Raw genomic sequence first — 18,945 nt, forward strand, 5'->3', positions numbered from 1 at the left:
CATGACTGATCTCGCCCTCTCCGTGAAGGATCTTCAGACCTTCTTTTATACTAACAACCGCTGCAACAAGGCGCTCAACGGGGTGTCCTTTGACATCCGCAAAGGCAAGACGCTGGGCATCGTGGGCGAAAGCGGCTGCGGCAAGTCCGTCACCGCCTCCTCGATCATGCAGCTATTGCCGCGGCTCAGCCGGATCGAACAGGGATCGATCACCTACCACACTGAGGCCGAAGGCGAAATTCGCATCGATCAGCTGGAACGTGACGGTGCAGACATGCGGCGGCTGCGTGGTGACGACATCGCGATGATCTTTCAGGATCCGATGACGGCGCTGAACCCGGTCTACACCGTCGGTTTCCAGATCGCCGAGGCGCTGCAATACCACACCGACCTCAGCCCCAAAGCGCGGGGCGAAAAGGTGGTGGATCTGCTGAAAGACATGGGTATCCCGATGCCGGAAAAACGCGCCAAGGAGTTTCCGCACAACTATTCGGGCGGGATGCGGCAGCGGGCGATGATTGCCATGGCCATGTCATGCGCCCCGAAAATCCTGATCGCGGATGAGCCAACAACAGCGCTGGACGTGACCATTCAGGCGCAGATCTTTTGGCTGATGAACCAGCTGAAAGAGGACCACGGCACCGCCATCATGCTGATCACCCACGATATGGGGGTGATCGCCGAATTGGCGGATGATGTGGCCGTTATGTACATGGGCAACATCGTCGAAGCGGGCACCGTGGATGAGGTGCTGCGCGCACCGCGCCATCCCTACACCCGCGCCCTGCTGGATTCTGTGCCCGTCTTGGGCCGCGGCAAGGACCAGGACATCAAGTCCATCCGTGGCGCCACACCGGATCCTTATGAACGCCCCCCCGGCTGCCAGTTTGAACCGCGCTGTGACTATGCCACCGCCGCCTGCCAGCAGCCCCAATCCGAAGACTATATCACCGACACCCACCGGGTTATGTGCCATCGTTACAAGGAGATCTTTGACAATGTCTGAGGCTCAGGAAATTCAGGACAACATCCTGTCGCTGCGCGGTGTGCAAACCTGGTTTGACGTCCGCTCGGGGATCTTCAAACGGGTCACCGGCCATGTGAAGGCCGTGGATGGCATCAATCTCGATGTGAAACGCGGAGAGGTGCTGGGGCTGGTGGGCGAATCCGGTTGTGGAAAGACCACGCTGGGCAAGTCGATCCTGCAGCTGGTGAAACCAACGGGCGGCGAAATCACCTACCACGGGGCTGAGGGCGACGTGCAGATGCGCGGGTTGCCTGACAGAGAAATGATTAACTATCGCAAGAAGTTACAGATCGTTTTTCAGGACCCGCATTCGTCGCTTAACCCCGCGTTCACCATCTTTGGATCGCTGGAAGATCCGCTGAAACGCTACGGGGTGAAATCCAAAGCAGAGCGGCGCAAGATCATTGGCGATCTGTTGGAGGCCGTTAACCTCAGGCGCGACTATATGGACCGCTATCCGCATGAGTTCTCTGGCGGTCAACGGCAGCGGATCGGCATTGCCCGGGCGCTCTGTATTGATCCGGAACTGGTGGTCTGTGACGAAGCGGTTTCGGCGCTGGATGTGTCCATTCAGGCGCAGGTGCTGAAGCTGCTCATGGACCTCAAGAAGGAACGCAACCTCACCTATATCTTCATCACCCATGACCTCAGCGTAACCGAATACATCTGTGACCGGATCGCGGTGATGTACCTGGGCCGCATTGTGGAACTGGCCCGCACCGAAGACATCTATGCCGACACGCTGCACCCCTACACGCAGGCGCTGCTCTCGGCGATTCCGGTGGCGGATCTGGACAAGAAGACCGAGCGGATCGTGCTGGAAGGCGACGTACCGTCGCCGATGAACCCACCCAAGGGCTGCCCATTCAACCCGCGCTGCCGTTTTGCCACGGACCGTTGCCGCAATGAGGTGCCGGAATTGAAGGAATATGATCGGGGCGGCACCCCACATTTCGCCGCCTGCCACTACGCCGGAGAGTTGCCGGAGGCCTAGCGCCCATTTCACTGGCAGCGCAATGGCGCAAGACAAAATTGGAAGGACACTCAAGGCACCCGCTGGCGGGGGCGCGGCTTGTTGCGGCCGCATACTCCCGACCCCAGAACGTCAGCGGGGGCCAATATGAAGGATCTTTACACGGATCCAAATAGATTTGAATTACGAGATAACCACTTGCAAACAGAGGAGGAAATTATGTTTGCAATCTTGAGGAGCGGGGCCGCTGCAACGGCCATCGCACTGATCGCCAGCAGCGCCACAGCAGGCAGCTGGCCCGATCTGCCCACGGCGATCAAAAACGGCGTCTCCGGTCAGTCCGGTGACACGGCTGTGATTGGTCTGGGCACCGGTGGGGACGCTATGTTCTCGCTCAATCTGGTGGCCCCGGCCACCGGTTGGCAGGCGCTGGCCAGCTTCCCCGGTCCGGTGCCTTCGGGCGCGGCCTCGGCCCTTGCGGGGGGCAAACTGTTTGTTTTCTCCGGTTCTGGCAAGGTCAATGCGGATGACGTCGCCCCGATTATTTTCACCGATGTACATGCTTATGATCTGGCCTCCAACAGCTGGGAAAAGCTGGACACCCAGACCCCTGCGGGCCTGCTTGGGGCTTCGGCCTATGCGCTGGACGACGACCGGATCGCGATCTTCGGCGGCTATAACAAAGAGCTGTTTGACCAGTATCTGAACGACGTTCTGACCACCGATAAGGAGGCAGAGCCCGAGAAGTGGCAGAAAATCGTCGATGACTACATGGGCATGGAGCCCAGTGATTATCGCTGGAATACCAAGACCTTGGTCTACACTGTTTCCACCAATTCCTGGTCCGATCTGGGGGACAACCCTTACCTGCCCAACACCGGTGCAGCTGTAGTGAAAACCGGCGACGACATCCTGCTGATCAACGGCGAAGTCAAGCCCGGCTTGCGCACCCCGCAGATCAAACAGGTGTCCTTCAGCGGCGATGCCGCCAGCTGGACACAGGTCGCGCCGATCCCGACCAAAGCGGGTGATGACCTGTCCGAAGGTCTGGCTGCGCCCTATGCGGGCTGGTCCAACGGGGCGTTGATTGTGGCCGGTGGCGCCAACTTCCCCGGCGCCCGCGCCAATGCCTTTGCCGGTCAGTGGTTCACCCATCAAGGCCTGTCGAAAACCTGGAATGACGATGTTTATGTGCGTCTCAATGGGGCCTGGAAACAGGTTAATGACCTGCCCGAAGGCCTGGCCTATGGCGCAACCTTCACCACCTCCGAGGGCCTCTTGGTTGTCGGCGGCGAAGGTGGCGATCGCAAACCCCGCGCCGGTAGCTTCCTAATGAGCTGGGATGGCGAAAAGGTGAAGTTCACCGACTAACCTTTTGTCTCAAATACACTCTCCGGCCAAATCGCTTGGCCGGAGACCCCACAAGAACCACCGGAAATCGCCATGCCTCCGCCCAATGTTCTGTTCATCATGACCGATCAACAACGGCCGGACACCTTGGGCTACCGTGGCGAAACACCCTGCCGAACCCCGCATATCGACCGGCTGGCGGCAGAGGCGATCTGCTATGACAACACCATCACGCCCAGCCCCCTGTGCCTGCCGTCCCGCGCCGCCCTGTTTACCGGCCGCTACCCAACCCAGAACAACATGATGAGCAATGCCACAGGGTCTCTGCAAACCTGTGAGATGCTCGACCAGTTTCGCGCCGGTGGTTACCAGGTCAGCTATGCGGGCAAATGGCATATGGGGGAAGACAATATTGCCCAGTTCACCGACCGGCACGCTGGTGACAGCACTGCGGTCTATTCGCAATGGTGTCTGGATCAGGGGCTGATCGATGGCTGGATGTTCAACGATCCCGCCACCCGCACCAATCGCACACCGTCGATGTCGACGCCCAAGGTGCATTGCCAAGCCCTGCCGGTGGACAAGACCAATGAGGCCTATGTCTCCGGCCTTGCCCGCGACATGCTGCGCAGCCGGGACCGCGACAGGCCGTTCTTTCAGGTCTGTTCCTTCAACGGGCCGCACCCGCCGTTCATGATCCCTGAGCCGTGGTTTTCCATGTATGCGCCCGAGGAGGTGCCGATCCCGGCAAACTTCGGCCCGCAAACAGGCGAGCATCCCGCGCATACAGAAAGCTATTGCCGCGACCTGTTCCACGATCACGGCACAGATTTTGACCACTGGCGGGCCTCTTACGCCGTTTACTGGGGGTTTGTCAGCATGATCGACCACTTTGTTGGTCAACTGTTGGAGGAACTGACGGCCCACGGCGTAATGGACAACACCATCGTGGTGTTCACCTCGGACCACGGCGAAAATCTGGGAGCGCACGGGCTATGGCAGAAAATGGTGGCCTTTGAAGAAAGCCTAAAAGTGCCGCTGCTGATCCGTTTCCCTGCGGGTAAAGCGCAGCGGGTTGATACCCCCGCAAGCCTGATCGACGTGGCCCCAACGCTTGCTGCCGCCTGTGGCCTGCCGGATCGCCCTTGGGAGGGTCGTGATCTGAGAGCCACGCCCCCAAACACCCCGGACCGTTTTGCCATGCATCAGCCGCTAGGCGACTGGATGAAGGTCACCGATTGGCGCATGGTCCAGCGGGGGGATTTGAAATACATCTGGCATCGCGGCATGGCAGAAGAACTGTTTGATCTGGCCACAGGCGCCGCAGAATGCCACAACTTGGTACGAGACCCCGCAAGGCAGGCGCAAATGCACAGCCTGCGCAAGGGGTTGGACGAATTCTTCCAGCGGACAGCAGATCCTTTGCTGTCAGACTGGCGCCAGCATTTGGAGGCTGTGGATGCGGCAGATTGAACGTGTGGACCCGGCGCTACGGGGGCTGTTGGACCCGGATGATGTGATCATCCCGATCACCCGAGAATCGCTGCCATTGATCCGGGAACGTTCCACCGAACGGTGGGAGAACGGGCCGCAATGGGGCCAGACGCAGCCACGCAAAGAGGTTATTGAGGGGCCTGACGGGGCTGTGGACCTCTATGTCTTTGAACCTGCCAGCACCGTTAACACAGACGACTCTCCGCGCCCCTGCCTGCTGTGGCTGCATGGCGGCGGCTATATCATGGGCAAGGGGCGCGACATGTGGAACGGCCCTTTCTATGCCGAAGAGGCGGGCTGCGTAGTGATCTCGGTCGACTATCGCCTGGCGCCGGAACATCCACATCCGGCCGCGATCAACGACAGTTTTGCGGCCCTGCACTGGGTCCATGCCCATGCGCTAGCGCTGAATATCGATCCGGACCGCGTTGCCATCGGTGGCGCCAGTGCCGGTGGTGGGCTGGCGGCGGGGCTATGCCTGCACAACCGCGACAATGGCAACCTGCCGGTCTGTTTCCAGCTGCTGCTCTATCCGATGCTCGACAACCTGCACGAAACGCCTTCGGGGCAGATCGTTGACCACCCGATCTGGTGCCGCGCTGACAGCTTCGCTGCCTGGGAAATGTACCTGAATGGTCGTCCCCTTGCCGAAGCCCCTGCCGCCGCTGCCCCTGCCCGCGCGCGCGACCTCAGCGGCCTGCCGCCGGCGTTTATCCCTGTGGGCGACGTTGACCTTTTTGTGGATGAGAACCGCCGTTATGCCGAACGGCTGCGCGCTGCCGGTGTCGTGGCCGAGTTTGCCAGCTACCCCGGCATGATCCACGGCGGCGAGAAACTGGGCGGCACCGATACCGCCATCGGCAAACGGATGCTCCACGACTTTGCCGAGGCGCTACGCCGCGCCTATCAGTAAGGCGCTGTGGCCACTTCCCTTTTTGAACCTCGCTGACTACCGTTGGCGGGGTTTGCATAAGAGACGGGCATGGAGGCCACGATGGGACTTGAGAACAGTACGGATGGGGCGTCAGCCGCAGGCGGATGCCTTTGCGGCGCTATCCGCTACCAGCTTGCGCAGCAGCCCGCGCGCGTGACGCTGTGCCATTGCCGGTTTTGTCAGCGTTCCACCGGGGCTGCTTATATGGTGCAACCGGCCTGTGATGGGGCGGATTTCACCGTGACCCAAGGCCGGACCAAGCCCTATCGCCATATCTCTGCGGGCAGCGGCGAGGCGATCGAGATTCATTTTTGTGACACCTGCGGCACCAAGATCTATCAGACCTTTGAACGCTTCCCCGGCGCGGTTGGGCTTTACAGTGGCACGCTGGATGATCCGAACTGGCTGCAGGTGACGCCGGAGGCGAGCAAGCACATCTTCTTGGAGACCGCCCGCACAGACACGTTACTGCCTGCCGAGACGCCCTTGTTCAAGGAGCATGCGATGGCGGCGGACGGCGAGGCGATCACGCCACTGGTGCTGGACAACCCCATACCTGCAAGTGAGCTTTAAACACTAAGCCTCTGTCAAGACACCAAAATGCGCCGCATCCGGTCCTAAGGAAACAGGCACGAGGTCCGGCTGGAAAATCACTGGCTCGTCCGCCAGGTGCTTCCGCACCCGCTCCAAATACCCCTCGGCCATGCCGATGCTGCCGCCAAGGGCAATGCGCTCCAGATCCAACAGCGCGGTCAGATTGCCGATCATCTCGGCCACGGCGCGGGCGCTTTGATCAATCAGACCCGTGGCCCACGCCGCGCCGTTCAATTGCGTCTCATAGACGTCTTTTGCACTGAGGCCGTTATGGCCCAAAGCTGCTGCGTAATGTGCGATGGCCCGGCCAGAGGCGATGCTTTCCACGGTGTTAATCCGCCCAGACCCGCAGCGCCGATTTGCCAGTGTTGAGGTGGTAAAGCCGACATGCCCGGCCAGCCCCTGCGATGAAATCACCGGATGCCCGTTCAGGATCAGACCGCCGCCCACACCGGTGGACACAGTGACAAAGGCAAAATCCGAACAGCCGCGCCCTGCGCCGTGATGAAATTCGCCAATTGCAGCCGCAATCGCATCGTTTTCCACCACCACTGGCCGGTTCAGCCGCTCCGACAGCATGGCACGCAACGGTACCTCAGCAACGCCGGTCAGGGTTTCGGTGTTCAGCGCATGCCAGCATCCGTCGCGGTCCACGCGGCCTGCAAGGGCCACCCCCACAGGTTCGGCGGGCTGTAAGGCCAGGCCTTGTAGCAGGTCGCAAATTGCGGCCACCTGTTGATCCGCCAAGGCGGTGCCGTCCGTGGCCACCTTCAGGCTGTCCACCGCCACGCCGTCCTGCAGCCGGGTGGCCGAGATCTTGGTGCCGCCGAAATCGACTGCCACACCTGAGGGCGCGCGCGCCTCAGTCATTTTGGCTCCGTTTGACAGCGTCGGCGAACCATCCGGTGATATGTTCGATGCGGGTGATGGCGCTGCCTACGGTGACACAATCCGCGCCCTGCCGGATCGCCCCTTCTGCCCGTTCAGGGGTGTTCAGACGCCCTTCTGCCATCACAAATGCGCCCAGTTCTTTATAGGCCCGGATCAACGCGTAATCCGGTCCGGCCTCCGCTGGGGCAATGTCATAGGCGTAGCCCGAAAGCGTGGTGCCAAGGATATCCACCCCCTCAGCCAAAGCCTGCTGGCCATCCGCCAGGGTCGCGGCATCGGCCATTGCCAGTTTCCCTGCTGCCTTGATCGCAGCGACGATATCAGCTGTGGGCACAGGGCGCAGGCGCTGGGTGGCGTCATAGGCAATCACATCGGCGCCCAGATCGGCCAGCCCCTTCACATCCTCGAGGAACGGGGTGATCCGCACTTCAGAGTCCGGCAGATCCCGCTTCACAATCCCGATGATCGGCAGCTTGGTCACAGGGCGCGTGGCGGCCAGATTATCCAACCCCTCAATCCGCAGTCCTTGGGCGCCGCCGGCCTCCGCCGCCAGCGCCATCGCGGCGGTGATACGGGGATCATCCATTGGACCGTCATCGACCGGCTGGCACGAGGCCACCAGGACGTTTTGCAACAATTTCAAGGTGTTCATGGGTCTTCTCAATTTAAGGGGTCAACCGTGCAGGCTTGGCCAAACGATTGCGATAGGCGCGGGCCAGATGACGGTCCATGATGTCCATTGCGGCCTGCGGGTCGCTGGCGGCAATGGCCTCATAGATCTGGCGGTGTTCTTCGTAGCTTTGGCGGTTCATCTCCACCCGCTCAGGCGAAGTGGGGCGGCTGGCAACCATGTCGAAAACAAACCGGTCATGCAGTTCCAGAATGATAGGGTTTTGCACCACGGCCACAATGGCGCGGTGAAAATCGGCGTCAGCACGGGCAAAACGGGTGTCGTCACTGAGTGCCGCGTAACAACGTTCCAGCGCCCGGTGGATTTGCGCCAACTGTAGGTTCGAAGCCTCCTGCGCAGCCTGCCGCACCGCACCAACCTCAATGAACTGGCGCAGCTGGTCCATATAGGCCGTGGCCTCTACCAGCCCCAGCACATCGCTGAGCCCGGCCCCGGCGGCCTGAAACACCCGCCCGATGGTGGGCTTATGGGCCCGTGGCCTGCGGTTGGCCTCCTGCGAGAGATAGCCGCGCGCCTGCAACTGCATCAACGCCGCCCGCACGGTGGGGCGGGACACGGTGAACCGCTTGCACAGGTCACGCTCGGACGGCATCGGTGCGTCGTCGGCAATCAAACCATTGCGGATCTCTTCCATCAAGGCATCGGCCAGACGTTCGGCGTTGGTCTGACCAACCTGCGCGGCTGATGGCGTGTCTGCGGGGAGATCAGTCATTTGGACCCTCATATTTGCGACACTGGATATACCAAATGCGAAAATTCGGTCAATAGAGAAAGAAATCTCTTTTCCATTTCACTATCCACCTCGTATAGACAGTCAGTTTTGATCCATGAAGCGGACTTTGGTAATACCAAATGAAAATCCTGATTTTCAACACCCCGGAAGAGGCTGCCGCTCGCGTTGCGGCGCAGATCACCACCACGGTGCAGCAAAACCCAGAGGCCCGTCTCGGGCTGGCGACAGGTGGCACCATGCCACCGGTCTATTGCCATCTGGTGCAGGCCCATGAGCGGGGTGAGGTCTCCTTTGCCCGCGCGGTGAGCTTTAACCTTGATGAATACGTTGGTCTGGCCCCCACACATCCGTGTTCGTATCACAGCTTCATGCAGGCAGAGCTTTTTGGGCAGACGGATTTCGCCCCACAGAACACCCACCTGCCTCACGGCGATGCCCCCGACCCTACGGCAGAAAGCCTGCGGTATGAGGCATTGATCGCGGATCAGGGCGGCGTTGACCTGCAGCTCCTTGGGATTGGACCAAACGGGCATATCGGCTTTAACGAGCCCAGCTCATCGCTGGCGTCGCGCACGCGGGTGAAAACCCTGACGCAGGCCACGCTGCAGGCGAACCGGCCCTACTTTGACCACGGCGAGAAGCCGCCACAGTATGCGATTACTATGGGCATCGGCACCATCCTTGAGGCGCGCGCCGTGGTGTTGTTGGCCACCGGTGCAGGCAAGGCCCAAGTCGTGGCCGAGATGATCGAAGGCCCGCTCAGCGCCGCCTGCCCCGCCTCCAGCCTGCAAATGCACCCGCAGGTGACCGTGGTGCTGGATCAGGCCGCTGCCGCCGCGCTGAAACACCGCGCCTACTATCACACCGTACATCCGGAGGGCCGCGAAGATGCTGCATAAGGAACCTGATCTCACCATCCGGGCCGCCAAACTCTATCCCGGCGACGGCGCTGCGGCGCTGGAGGATCAAGTGCTGGACATCCGCGATGGCCAGATCACCGCGATCACCCAGCGCCGTGGCCCAGTGGATCAGGAGGTTGCGATTGCCGCGCCGGGCTTCATCGATATCCAGATCAACGGCGCCAATGATGTGCAGTTCAACAACAAGCCCAGCGCCGATGGCATTGCCCAGATGGCCGAAGGGGCACGTCGCGGTGGCACGGCCCATCTGCTGCCGACCTTCATTACCGATGAGGGCAGACGTTATCAGCAAGCCGTCACCGCCGTCGCGGAAGCCCGCGCCGCAGGGGTGGCGGGGATCGCTGGCGTGCATCTGGAAGGCCCTTTCCTGTCTCCCAACCGCCCTGGCATCCATCCACCGGATTGCATCCGCCCGCTGGACGCGACGGATATCGCCTTTCTGAGCGCTGCCAACTGCGGAACCTGCCTTCTGACCCTTGCGCCGGAATGCGCACCTGAAGGGGCAATTCGTCAGTTAAGTGAGGCGGGCCACACCGTCTTTGCCGGCCATTCCGCCGCCAGTTTTGCCGAGATGCAAAAGGCCCAGCGCGAAGGTCTGTCCGGTGCCACCCATCTGTGGAACGCCATGTCGCCGCTGACCAGTCGGGAGCCCGGTGTGGTAGGGGCGGTGCTGGCGTCCGAGATGCTCTATGCAGGGATTATTGCGGATGGGGTGCATGTCGACTTTGCCAATGTCGGGATTGCGGCGCGGTTGAAGCCCGATCACCTGTGTCTGGTGACCGACGCGATGCTGACGCTTGCGGGCAAAACCGACCGTTTTGATATTCACGGGGTAGAGATCCGGCGCGATGGCAACCGTCTGTCCGATGCTGGCGGCACGCTGGCGGGCGCACATCTGGCAATGGACGAAGCCATTCGCAATATGGTGCAACAGGTCGGCCTTTCGTTGCCAAAAGCGCTGCAAATGGCGTCAGGCAATCCTGCCCGTGCGATCCGCCGTCCTGATCTGGCGCAAATTCAGGTCGGTTTGCCGGCCTCTCTATCTTTCCTGTCCCACGACCTACAAGCTCTGGGCAGCTACGCGGACCGTCACCTTCATATGAACGCCATCCATACGCCAGAGGCACAACATGTCCCCGCTTAAGGATCAGTTCATTGGTGACGGCTATGTCGTTGTTCCCCAGTTCCTCTCATCCAAGGTTCTGTCCACCCTGCGTCAGACCAGTGAAACCGTTCTAAACGGTCTGGATCCCGCGCATCGTGCCAAGTTCAAGGCCACGGGGTCTTTGTGTAACTTCGGGGATCATCCCGCCTATGCAGAGATTGTGGCACATCCCGATATCTTACCGCTCTTGCAGACCTTCGGCTATGCGGACATTCGTTGGCTGGCGGGATATCTGATCTCCAAACCCGGCAAGGCGCCACCTTTGTTCTGGCATCAGGACTGGTGGGGCTGGTCCGAGGCGATTTCCTATCGTCCGGCGCCAATGGGGATCGGGGCCATGTACTACCTGTCTGACACCACCCCTGAAAATGGCTGCCTGCGGGTTATTCCCGGCTCGCACCGGCGTTGGCATCCGTTGCATGACCTGCCAGAAGCCCATGGCGACGCGCTCAGCCGGGCTGAGGCGCTGGACAGCCCAGCCTTTGCCGCGCACCCTGATGAAGTGGCGGTAGAGGTCCAGGCGGGCGATCTGGTGCTGATGGACAGCCGGTTGTTGCATTCGGCTTATGCCAATACCTCTGGCGCAGAGCGTAGCTTGCTGACGCTCTGGTATCTGCCCGACTATGGCGACTTGCCAGATGGCATTCGCAACCAGCTCCATCAGATCTTTGCCCGCACCGATCTGGACATTGACGCAGGCGAGGCGCATCCGCCCTCCTCCCTCGATTGGCCCGAGGCGGCAAGGTCACAGGTGGCCCCGCTGTTTCCTGCGCCAGCCAACCACCAAACCGACCGGATCTTCCAACGATCCCCTGACAAGGCACGGATGGGTCCCTGATCCCTTCTGTACCGCCCTCCCGAACGCCGAACCCTCCCGGTGCGCGTTCGGGAGGCTTATTCAACACGCCCGTAGCCCTACGCCCTTTGAAACATTGACCCTTTGTCACGTGAAAGCTAGGAACCTAGCAACAAGACGAGGAAGACAATGATCTATCAAAGCGCAGAGGCTTGGCGGAACGCGCCACAGAAACGGGTGCTGTTCTTTGGGATGTCAGGTTTGGGCAAGACCTACCTGTCCAATATCCTGCGCGATCAGGGGGATTGGTTCCACTACTCCATCGATTACCGCATTGGCACCCGCTACATGGGGGAATACATCGCCGACAACGCCAAACGCGAAGCGATGAAAGTGCCGTTCCTGCGGGATCTGCTGATGTCGGATTCAATCCACATCAGTTCAAACATCACCTTTGAAAACCTGACCCCTGTCTCCTCTTACCTTGGCAAACCAGGTTCGGAGGCGAAAGGGGGGCTGCCCTATGCAGAATACACCCGCCGTCAGGAACAGTTCCGTCAGGCCGAGGTGAAGGCGTTGATGGACACCACCTATTTCATCGAACGGGCCGAAGCGCTCTACAGCTACCCGCATTTCATCTGCGACACCGGCGGGTCGATCTGTGAATGGGTCAACCCCGAGGATCCCAATGATCCGATCCTGAAGACGCTGGCCAACAACACCCTGCTGATCTGGCTCAAAGGCGACGAGGCCCATACCGAAGAGCTGATCCGCCGCTTTGACCGCGCGCCCAAGCCTATGTCCTATCAGGCGGCGTTTCTGGACCGGGTGTGGAATGAATACCTGACCCTGTTCCAGAAAGAGGAATCTCAGGTTGATCCCGATGACTTCATCCGCTGGACCTATGCCCAGGCGTTGGCCCATCGTCAGCCTCGCTATGAGGCGATGGCCCGGAACTGGGGCATCACATTGACGGCAGATGAGGTCTCAACCGTGAAATCTGCCGAAGATTTCGACATGTTGATCGCAAAGGCCCTTGAGCAGCCCTGAAACCCTGCCTAGGTTTCGATCTTCAGACCGGCTACCCGCAGTGGCCTTAACCTATTTCAAACTCAACCGTATGACTTCCTGAAGGAGCCCGGATCCAATGCCGATCAAACTGCCCGCCGACCTGCCTGCCTATGACGTGCTTTCGCGCGAAGGCGTTATGGTGATGTCGGACGACCGGGCCATGCGGCAGGACATCCGGCCTTTGAAAATCGGGTTGCTGAACCTGATGCCCAAGAAGATCCAGACGGAGAACCAGTTTGCCCGTCTGATCGGCGCCACGCCGTTGCAGATCGAACTGACCCTGATCCGCATGAGCGAGCATCAGACCAAAAACACGGCTGCCGAACATATGGCCAGCTTCTACAAACCCTTTGCCGAGGTGAAAGCCAGCGGTGAGCGGTTTGACGGCCTCTTGATCACCGGCGCCCCGATCGAACATCTGCCGTTTGAAGAGGTCACTTACTGGCAAGAACTGACCGAGGTCTTTGACTGGACCCAGACCCATGTGCATTCCACCTTCGGCATTTGCTGGGGCGGCATGGCGATGATCCATTACTTCAATGACGTCGCTAAACATATGCTGGACCACAAGGCCTTTGGCTGTTTCCGCCACCAGAACCGCGCGCCGGCCTCGCCTTACTTGCGCGGTTTCTCGGATGACTGTGTGATCCCGGTCAGCCGCTGGACAGAAATCCAGCAGGATGAGGTGGACACCAAGGACAACCTGGTCACCCTGTTGGGCAGTGATGAGGTCGGGCCCTGTTTGATCGAAGATCAGGCCCACAAGGCGCTCTATATTTTTAACCACTTTGAATATGACAGTGGCACGCTGAAAGAAGAATTCGACCGCGATGTAGAAGCGGGCACCGAAATCAATGTGCCAATGAATTATTACCCCGAGGATGATCCGAAAAACACGCCGCAGAACCGGTGGCGCAGCCATGCGCATTTGCTCTACGGCAACTGGATCAACCAAATTTATCAGACAACTCCTTTTAACATGGCGGATATTGGTGGCTGACCCTTTAACAACTCTTCTGGTTCTTCTGACTGGCATCGGGGGCTATACCCACTTCCGGGCCAGTGCGATTGAAAAACAGGCGGAAAAGGATTTTCCGCCTGAGGGAGAGTTGCTCGATGTGGACGGGCGCAAGGTCCATGTTGTGGTAAAAGGCGACTCCGGTCCCGATCTGGTGCTGATCCACGGATTGTCCGGAAATACCCGCGATTTCACCCATGCTTTGGCAGATCGGTTGGCGACAAACTACCGCGTGCTGGTGATGGACCGCCCTGGCATGGGCTACACCGATGTTCTGCCCTCGGACAATTCCATCGTGGAACAGGCAAGGGTGCTGAAAAAGGCCGCTGGTGCCTTGGGGGCCCATCTGCCCATTGTGGTTGGGCAATCTTACGGCGGGTCCGTTGCGCTGGCCTGGGCGGCACGGTTTCCCAACCGTCTGGCGGCGCTGGTCACCCTTGGCGCGCCCTCCCATCCGGTAGAACTGGGGATGCCGCTGCACTACTGGCTGAACTCTAACCCGGTGCTCAGCCAATTTTCCGCCCCGCTGATGACCGCCTTTGTGCCCGACAGCAAAGTTCAAAGCGAACTGGCCGAGGTGTTCCGGCCGCAGAAACCGCCATTGGGCTATGCCTCCCACATCGGCGTGCCCCTGACCCTGCGCCGCGAGGCGTTGCGCATCAACGCGCTGCATCGCGCCAATCTGATTGGCGAACTGGCCGCGCTGGAGCCACTCTATGCCTCGATCACCACCCCGACCGAGATATTGCATGGCGACAAGGACAAAACCGTTTCGGTCGACATCCATTCCATCCCACTGTCCAAAAAGATCGCCGAGTCCAACCTGACCGTGCTGCCCGGTGTGGGACATATGCCGCACCATGTTGCCCGCGAGGATGTCTTGCGTGTCATTCATCGCGCCGCTGAACGCGCCGGATTGCGCTAGGCCGCCCAAGCCCCCATATTGAAACAGAAACCCGTGGAGTTGCGGGACCTTAAGGAGGCGAAACGGAGGCGGATATGAGCTTGCCCTTTGACGGTGCGATCAGCGCCTTTCATCAGTCTGACGCTGCTACCGCGCTGCGCGACCAACTGGCCAAGGCGGGCAAGGATGACATGCTCAGCCCAAGCTACCCCTATGCCGAGGAAATGGGCCGCAAGGACTATGAGCGCCAGATGGACGCGCTGCAGGTGGAGCTGGTGAAGCTGCAGGCCTGGGCCAAGGAAACCGGCGCCCGCATCGCCATTGTGTTTGAAGGCCGCGATGCCGCCGGCAAGGGCGGCACCATCAAACGGTTTCGCGAAAACCTGAACCCGCGCGGAGCCCGTGTGGTGGCGCTCTCCAAACCCAGCGAGGCGGAACAGAGCCAGTGGTATTTCCAGCGTTACATCGACCACCTGCCAAGCGCCGGTGAAATCACCTTCTTTGATCGCAGCTGGTACAATCGCGGCGTGGTCGAGAAGGTCTTTGGTTTCTGCACCGAGGCGCAGCGCGAACATTTCTTCCATCAGGTCAATGATTTTGAGCGGATGCTGGTCGAGGACGGGGTGCATCTGGTGAAATTCTGGCTGAACGTTGGACGTGGCGAACAGCTGCGGCGTTTTCTGAAACGCGAAAGAGATCCGCTGAAGCAGTGGAAACTCAGCTGGATCGACGTTGAGGGGCTGAAACGTTGGGATGATTACAGCGCCGCGATCAGTGACACGCTGAACCGCAGCCATAGCGCAACCGCCCCGTGGACAATTGTGCGTTCGGATGACAAAAAGCGCGCCAGACTGGCCGCCATCCGCCATGTCCTAAGCGGCATTGACTATGCCCATAAGGACGCCAGCGCGATCGGCCCCAATGACAGCAAAATTTGCGGAGGCCCGGACATCTGGGATGCCTAAACGCGGTTATCATCACGGCAATCTGCGTCAGGCCCTTGTAGAGGCCGCGCTGCAACTGATCGAGGAGAAAGGCCCCACCGGCTTCACCCTCTCGGAGGCGGCGAAAACCGCAGGTGTAACCCCGGCAGCGGTTTACCGGCATTTTGCTGGCCGCGAAGACCTGATCGCCGAGGCGGCGCGTCAGGGCTATGAGATTTTTGCCGATGTGATGCAATTTGCCTATGAGAAGGGCCAGCCTTCGGCCTTGGCCGCCTTTGAGGCCACGGGACGCGCCTATCTGGCATTTGCGCGCAAATACCCCGGCCATTACATCGCCATGTTCGAAAGTGGCATCTCGATCAACAAAACCGCCGAGCTGGCCGCTGTGGCGCAACGCGCCCGCGATGTGATGGAAAAGGCCGCAACAGAGCTTTCTGAACATATCCCACCGGAAAAACGCCCGCCACCTGCGATGTTCTCGGCCCACATCTGGGCGATGAGCCACGGGGTGGTGGAGCTGTTCGCCCGAAACTCCCCCGGCACCCAGTCGCCCTTCCCGCCGGATTCCCTGCTGGAAACCGGTATCGGCATCTACCTGCGCGGCCTTGGGTTGCTGGATCGAGATTATTAAAAGACAGCGGGGGCATAATTTGCTATGAATTATCATAAAGCTTCAATGCGCCCCATAATAATTTCGAGAGAATATTGCCATATTTCGAAATCACGACAAAGCAACGCTTGGCAGTGCTCAGAAGCCGAGAAAAGGGCTATTTCGACCTTGAGTTCATAAAGGCTCTACCGGAAGCTGCGCGGCCTGATGCTCTCAACGCCCTGAATGCGTCCCGCGCGCAATTGCGTCAGGATTTACTGGCGCTTGCGTTGAACGGCTTTAAATCCGGCGGTTTCTTTGTGGAATTCGGCGCGACCAATGGCGTCGAGTTAAGTAACAGCTGGCTCCTGGAAAACGAATACGGCTGGCAGGGCATTCTGGCAGAACCCGCGCAAGCCTGGCATGCGGACCTCAAGCGCAATCGGAACTGCACGATTGAAACCAAATGCGTTTGGATCAAATCAGGGGAAACGCTTAAATTCACCGAAGCCCCCAGAGGCGAGAATTCGGGCATTTCTGCCTTCGTTCCGACGCGTCGCCAAATGCGTGGCCACAGCTACGGCGTGGAGACCATTTCCCTGAATGACCTACTTGAAACGCATAACGCCCCCGGGGTGATCGATTATATGTCGGTCGATACCGAAGGCAGCGAATTTGACATCCTTAACGCCTTTGACTTCGACCGTTGGCAAATGCGTTTGCTGACGATCGAGCACAACTTCGCGCCCCAACGAGATGACATTTTCAAGCTTTTGACCAGTAAAGGCTACAGACGCATCATGCAGGAACAGTCCCGCTTTGACGACTGGTATGTGAAAGACATCTGAGGCCATCAGGACGGGGTGAACGCCCCGTCCAGCCAGGCCAACCGCCCCTTTGGCACCAGACCGTAATTGTAAAGGTTCACGCCGGTTGCCCCGTGTTGGCGCAGCAAGGCCAAACGGTGCTGAAACGCCGTTGCATCAGCATATTCCGGCACCGCGAGCCGCAGGCCAATCTGGCCGCCACGTCCCGCAGGCAATGTGGCTGCATAGTGCATCAGCGCCTCGGCCTCTGCATCCGACTGGTCGTAGGAACATAGCAGCAATCCGATCCCCATCTCGGTGATGGCCCGATGATTGGCGCCGCCGATCCATCCCGCTTGGCCGTCGATCATCAGCAGCTCCACATCCGTGTGGCAAGCCGTCTGAACCCGCTGCAAAAGCTTGGTCACATGGTCCTCGCGCAGCGTCAGATAACTCCGCAGCGGTTCAGGGAAGGCGTCCAAGCCAGCTGAGGGGAAGTCCGGCGCGACCCGTTCGGGCACAGCACCGCTGCACATCTGATCCAGCAGACCCCGCACCTGTGCCTGCACCTCATCCACTGACACCCCCTGCCCTTCGCCGTAGCTGCGACAATGGTCACAGAAACAGAGCGACATCAGAAAATCCCCCTCCGGTGGCAGGCCGACCATGTCCTTTTCGTGATGGTGCTCGTGGGCAAACCCTAGGAAATTTGGGCTTTCCAGCTCAATTCGGTCGGGCCGCACGTTGTGAGACAGATCCCGCACCAGCGTTTCAACATAGCTCTGTGATGCCTCTGAGGCGGGGCAGAGATTGTAGAAATTCGGATCCCCCCAGGCATTGCGTGTCACGTGTTCGGGATGCCGCTCCCCCTGAGCGGTGTTGTGCAGGCAGACCGTCCAGGCCGAGACCTGCAGCCCCCCCGCCTGTCGCGCCGCCACCAGATCGCGCAGCACATCCTGTTCCTGCACCAGATCCGACACAATCGGCTGGATCACCTGATCCGCCCAAAGCGCCGGATCGGGACGGAAATATAATGCGCCATCCTGCGGGAAATAGGCCCGGCGCTTGGGGCTGCGCACCTGCAGGAACCGACCGGCATGATAGGCGGCGGCCACACTGATCATGTCAAAGCCAAGGTCGCGGATTTCCCCCGTCACCTCTGCCAGTCCCATATCGGCAATGTCCCACGGATAGGTCCAAAACGCATTTGCCATCTCTCTGCCCTCTCTCAACGACTTGGGGGCAAGGTAGCCTTGCGCCCTGCGCCGCGGCAGCGGGCAAAATCGGCAATTTCGCCAAAATCTTAACGGCGGTTACTGATAGGCCAACGCGACCCAGATATGCACCGCGATCAGGGGTACCATGGCCGCCGACAGGCCGATGTGCAGCGCCAACCAGATCAGGTAGAGCAGATTGGACCGGTAGCCCAGCACCTCGCGGTTCAAAACGCCTGTGAGGGCAACCAGAAAGAATACCGCGCTGAGCAAAGTCATCCAAACATGACCCACCCGCACCGCATGCACCGCAAACAACAGTGTGGCTGAGACCCCAACCCAACGGTGCAGCTTCACATGGCTGCGCATGCCGCGTGCATCCTTCAGCACACGTTTTGCAAAAAGCACCCATTGGTAGCTCAGACAGGTCAGCAGCAGCGCACCGGTCACCACCTGAAAGCTGAGCCGGGCGAAAGGCTGCAATTCCAGCGCCGAGACCTCAACTGACAGGGCGGCAATGACCAGTGCAAGGCCCAGGAAAACGGCACCCGCATAAGGCACACGGCGAAAGGTGGTCAGGACAATGCGCATTTCAAATCTCCACTCTCAATTAGGCCGCGCTGCGTGGGCAACATCACCCGCAATAATTCGGGTCCAGTCTCGAAGCGAACTTTATAAATAAATTCATAAACTTGCGGCAAGGTCTTCACCTGTTTCGGCCAGCCCTCCAGTGGCACCGGCTCCGCAAATCCGGCGGTTTTGGTGAGGTAATCCTGATAGGCCAGCGCCACCGCATCGAACATGGCTTCTAACACTGTCAAATATGCCTCG

The 18,945-nt window shown here is 59.8% G+C and carries 21 protein-coding genes; 15 read left to right on the forward strand and 6 right to left on the reverse strand.

Annotated elements, in window-relative coordinates; all coding sequences use genetic code 11:
* The first annotated feature begins 1 nt into the window (after position 1).
* The 6 genes from SIC14_RS16905 to SIC14_RS16930 all read left to right on the forward strand — a co-directional run bounded on the left by SIC14_RS16905 (position 2) and on the right by SIC14_RS16930 (position 6,351).
* Positions 2 to 1,006, forward strand: coding sequence for an ABC transporter ATP-binding protein (locus SIC14_RS16905; protein WP_412563077.1), 1,005 nt, complete (start codon positions 2 to 4; stop codon positions 1,004 to 1,006).
* Entirely contained in the window at positions 999 to 2,021 is a 1,023-nt protein-coding gene (locus tag SIC14_RS16910; protein ID WP_412563078.1) for an ABC transporter ATP-binding protein, read from the forward strand. Before SIC14_RS16905 ends, SIC14_RS16910 begins: the two co-directional genes overlap by 8 nt.
* Before the next feature lie 198 nt (positions 2,022 to 2,219).
* The gene (locus SIC14_RS16915) at positions 2,220 to 3,371 is read left to right on the forward strand and encodes an N-acetylneuraminate epimerase (RefSeq protein WP_412563079.1); all 1,152 of its coding nucleotides are present in this window, start codon (positions 2,220 to 2,222) and stop codon (positions 3,369 to 3,371) included.
* Between the two features lie 72 nt (positions 3,372 to 3,443).
* Positions 3,444 to 4,823, forward strand: a complete 1,380-nt coding sequence (locus tag SIC14_RS16920; protein ID WP_412563080.1) for a sulfatase-like hydrolase/transferase — start codon at positions 3,444 to 3,446, stop codon at positions 4,821 to 4,823.
* Entirely contained in the window at positions 4,810 to 5,757 is a 948-nt protein-coding gene (locus SIC14_RS16925; RefSeq protein ID WP_412563081.1) for an alpha/beta hydrolase, read from the forward strand. Before SIC14_RS16920 ends, SIC14_RS16925 begins: the two co-directional genes overlap by 14 nt.
* 81 nt (positions 5,758 to 5,838) lie before the next feature.
* Positions 5,839 to 6,351: a GFA family protein gene (locus tag SIC14_RS16930; protein WP_412563082.1), complete on the forward strand. Its 513-nt coding sequence runs from the start codon at positions 5,839 to 5,841 to the stop codon at positions 6,349 to 6,351.
* 3 nt (positions 6,352 to 6,354) lie between these two features.
* Here SIC14_RS16930 and SIC14_RS16935 read toward each other — a convergent pair whose 3' ends face one another.
* From SIC14_RS16935 to SIC14_RS16945, 3 genes are read right to left on the reverse strand one after another with little or no spacing between them, the layout of a single operon-like run.
* Positions 6,355 to 7,242: an ROK family protein gene (locus SIC14_RS16935; RefSeq protein WP_412563083.1), complete on the reverse strand. Its 888-nt coding sequence runs from the start codon at positions 7,240 to 7,242 to the stop codon at positions 6,355 to 6,357.
* Complete coding sequence (locus tag SIC14_RS16940) at positions 7,235 to 7,915, reverse strand: N-acetylmannosamine-6-phosphate 2-epimerase (RefSeq protein WP_412563084.1); 681 nt, start codon at positions 7,913 to 7,915, stop codon at positions 7,235 to 7,237. Before SIC14_RS16940 ends, SIC14_RS16935 begins: the two co-directional genes overlap by 8 nt.
* 13 nt (positions 7,916 to 7,928) lie before the next feature.
* On the reverse strand, positions 7,929 to 8,666 hold the full coding sequence (locus SIC14_RS16945; RefSeq protein ID WP_412563085.1) for an FCD domain-containing protein: 738 nt from the start codon (positions 8,664 to 8,666) through the stop codon (positions 7,929 to 7,931).
* Between the two features lie 140 nt (positions 8,667 to 8,806).
* On the opposite strand from SIC14_RS16945, the gene nagB reads away from it, so the two are divergent.
* The 9 genes from nagB to SIC14_RS16990 all read left to right on the forward strand — a co-directional run bounded on the left by nagB (position 8,807) and on the right by SIC14_RS16990 (position 16,942).
* Positions 8,807 to 9,586 (forward strand): glucosamine-6-phosphate deaminase, encoded by a 780-nt coding sequence (gene nagB, locus SIC14_RS16950; RefSeq protein ID WP_412563086.1) that lies wholly within the window; start codon positions 8,807 to 8,809, stop codon positions 9,584 to 9,586.
* On the forward strand, positions 9,576 to 10,751 hold the full coding sequence (gene nagA, locus SIC14_RS16955) for an N-acetylglucosamine-6-phosphate deacetylase (RefSeq protein ID WP_412563087.1): 1,176 nt from the start codon (positions 9,576 to 9,578) through the stop codon (positions 10,749 to 10,751). Before nagB ends, nagA begins: the two co-directional genes overlap by 11 nt.
* The gene (locus SIC14_RS16960; protein ID WP_412563088.1) at positions 10,738 to 11,610 is read left to right on the forward strand and encodes a phytanoyl-CoA dioxygenase family protein; all 873 of its coding nucleotides are present in this window, start codon (positions 10,738 to 10,740) and stop codon (positions 11,608 to 11,610) included. Before nagA ends, SIC14_RS16960 begins: the two co-directional genes overlap by 14 nt.
* 147 nt (positions 11,611 to 11,757) lie before the next feature.
* Positions 11,758 to 12,618 carry an ATPase gene (locus tag SIC14_RS16965; protein ID WP_412563089.1) on the forward strand — a complete coding sequence of 287 codons (861 nt, stop codon included), beginning with the start codon at positions 11,758 to 11,760 and terminating at the stop codon, positions 12,616 to 12,618.
* Between the two features lie 97 nt (positions 12,619 to 12,715).
* Positions 12,716 to 13,639: a homoserine O-acetyltransferase MetA gene (metA, locus tag SIC14_RS16970; RefSeq protein WP_412563090.1), complete on the forward strand. Its 924-nt coding sequence runs from the start codon at positions 12,716 to 12,718 to the stop codon at positions 13,637 to 13,639.
* Entirely contained in the window at positions 13,632 to 14,582 is a 951-nt protein-coding gene (locus tag SIC14_RS16975) for an alpha/beta fold hydrolase (protein ID WP_412563091.1), read from the forward strand. Before metA ends, SIC14_RS16975 begins: the two co-directional genes overlap by 8 nt.
* Positions 14,583 to 14,656: 74 nt before the next feature.
* Positions 14,657 to 15,526, forward strand: a complete 870-nt coding sequence (ppk2, locus tag SIC14_RS16980) for a polyphosphate kinase 2 (RefSeq protein WP_412563092.1) — start codon at positions 14,657 to 14,659, stop codon at positions 15,524 to 15,526.
* The gene (locus SIC14_RS16985) at positions 15,519 to 16,136 is read left to right on the forward strand and encodes a TetR/AcrR family transcriptional regulator (protein WP_412563093.1); all 618 of its coding nucleotides are present in this window, start codon (positions 15,519 to 15,521) and stop codon (positions 16,134 to 16,136) included. The genes ppk2 and SIC14_RS16985 overlap by 8 nt, the downstream gene beginning before the upstream one ends.
* 74 nt (positions 16,137 to 16,210) lie before the next feature.
* Entirely contained in the window at positions 16,211 to 16,942 is a 732-nt protein-coding gene (locus tag SIC14_RS16990; protein WP_412563094.1) for an FkbM family methyltransferase, read from the forward strand.
* A gap of 5 nt (positions 16,943 to 16,947) precedes the next feature.
* Here the strand turns inward: SIC14_RS16990 and SIC14_RS16995 are convergent, their stop codons facing one another.
* The 3 genes from SIC14_RS16995 to SIC14_RS17005 all read right to left on the reverse strand — a co-directional run bounded on the left by SIC14_RS16995 (position 16,948) and on the right by SIC14_RS17005 (position 18,917).
* The gene (locus tag SIC14_RS16995; protein ID WP_412563095.1) at positions 16,948 to 18,114 is read right to left on the reverse strand and encodes a hypothetical protein; all 1,167 of its coding nucleotides are present in this window, start codon (positions 18,112 to 18,114) and stop codon (positions 16,948 to 16,950) included.
* Positions 18,115 to 18,213: 99 nt separating this feature from the next.
* The gene (locus SIC14_RS17000; RefSeq protein ID WP_412563096.1) at positions 18,214 to 18,705 is read right to left on the reverse strand and encodes a hypothetical protein; all 492 of its coding nucleotides are present in this window, start codon (positions 18,703 to 18,705) and stop codon (positions 18,214 to 18,216) included.
* Positions 18,690 to 18,917, reverse strand: a complete 228-nt coding sequence (locus SIC14_RS17005; RefSeq protein ID WP_412563097.1) for a hypothetical protein — start codon at positions 18,915 to 18,917, stop codon at positions 18,690 to 18,692. The genes SIC14_RS17000 and SIC14_RS17005 overlap by 16 nt, the downstream gene beginning before the upstream one ends.
* Between the last annotated feature and the right edge of the window lie 28 nt (positions 18,918 to 18,945).

Source organism: Thalassobius sp. MITS945101 (genome assembly GCF_047123305.1).
Taxonomy (GTDB): Bacteria; Pseudomonadota; Alphaproteobacteria; order Rhodobacterales; family Rhodobacteraceae; genus Thalassobius.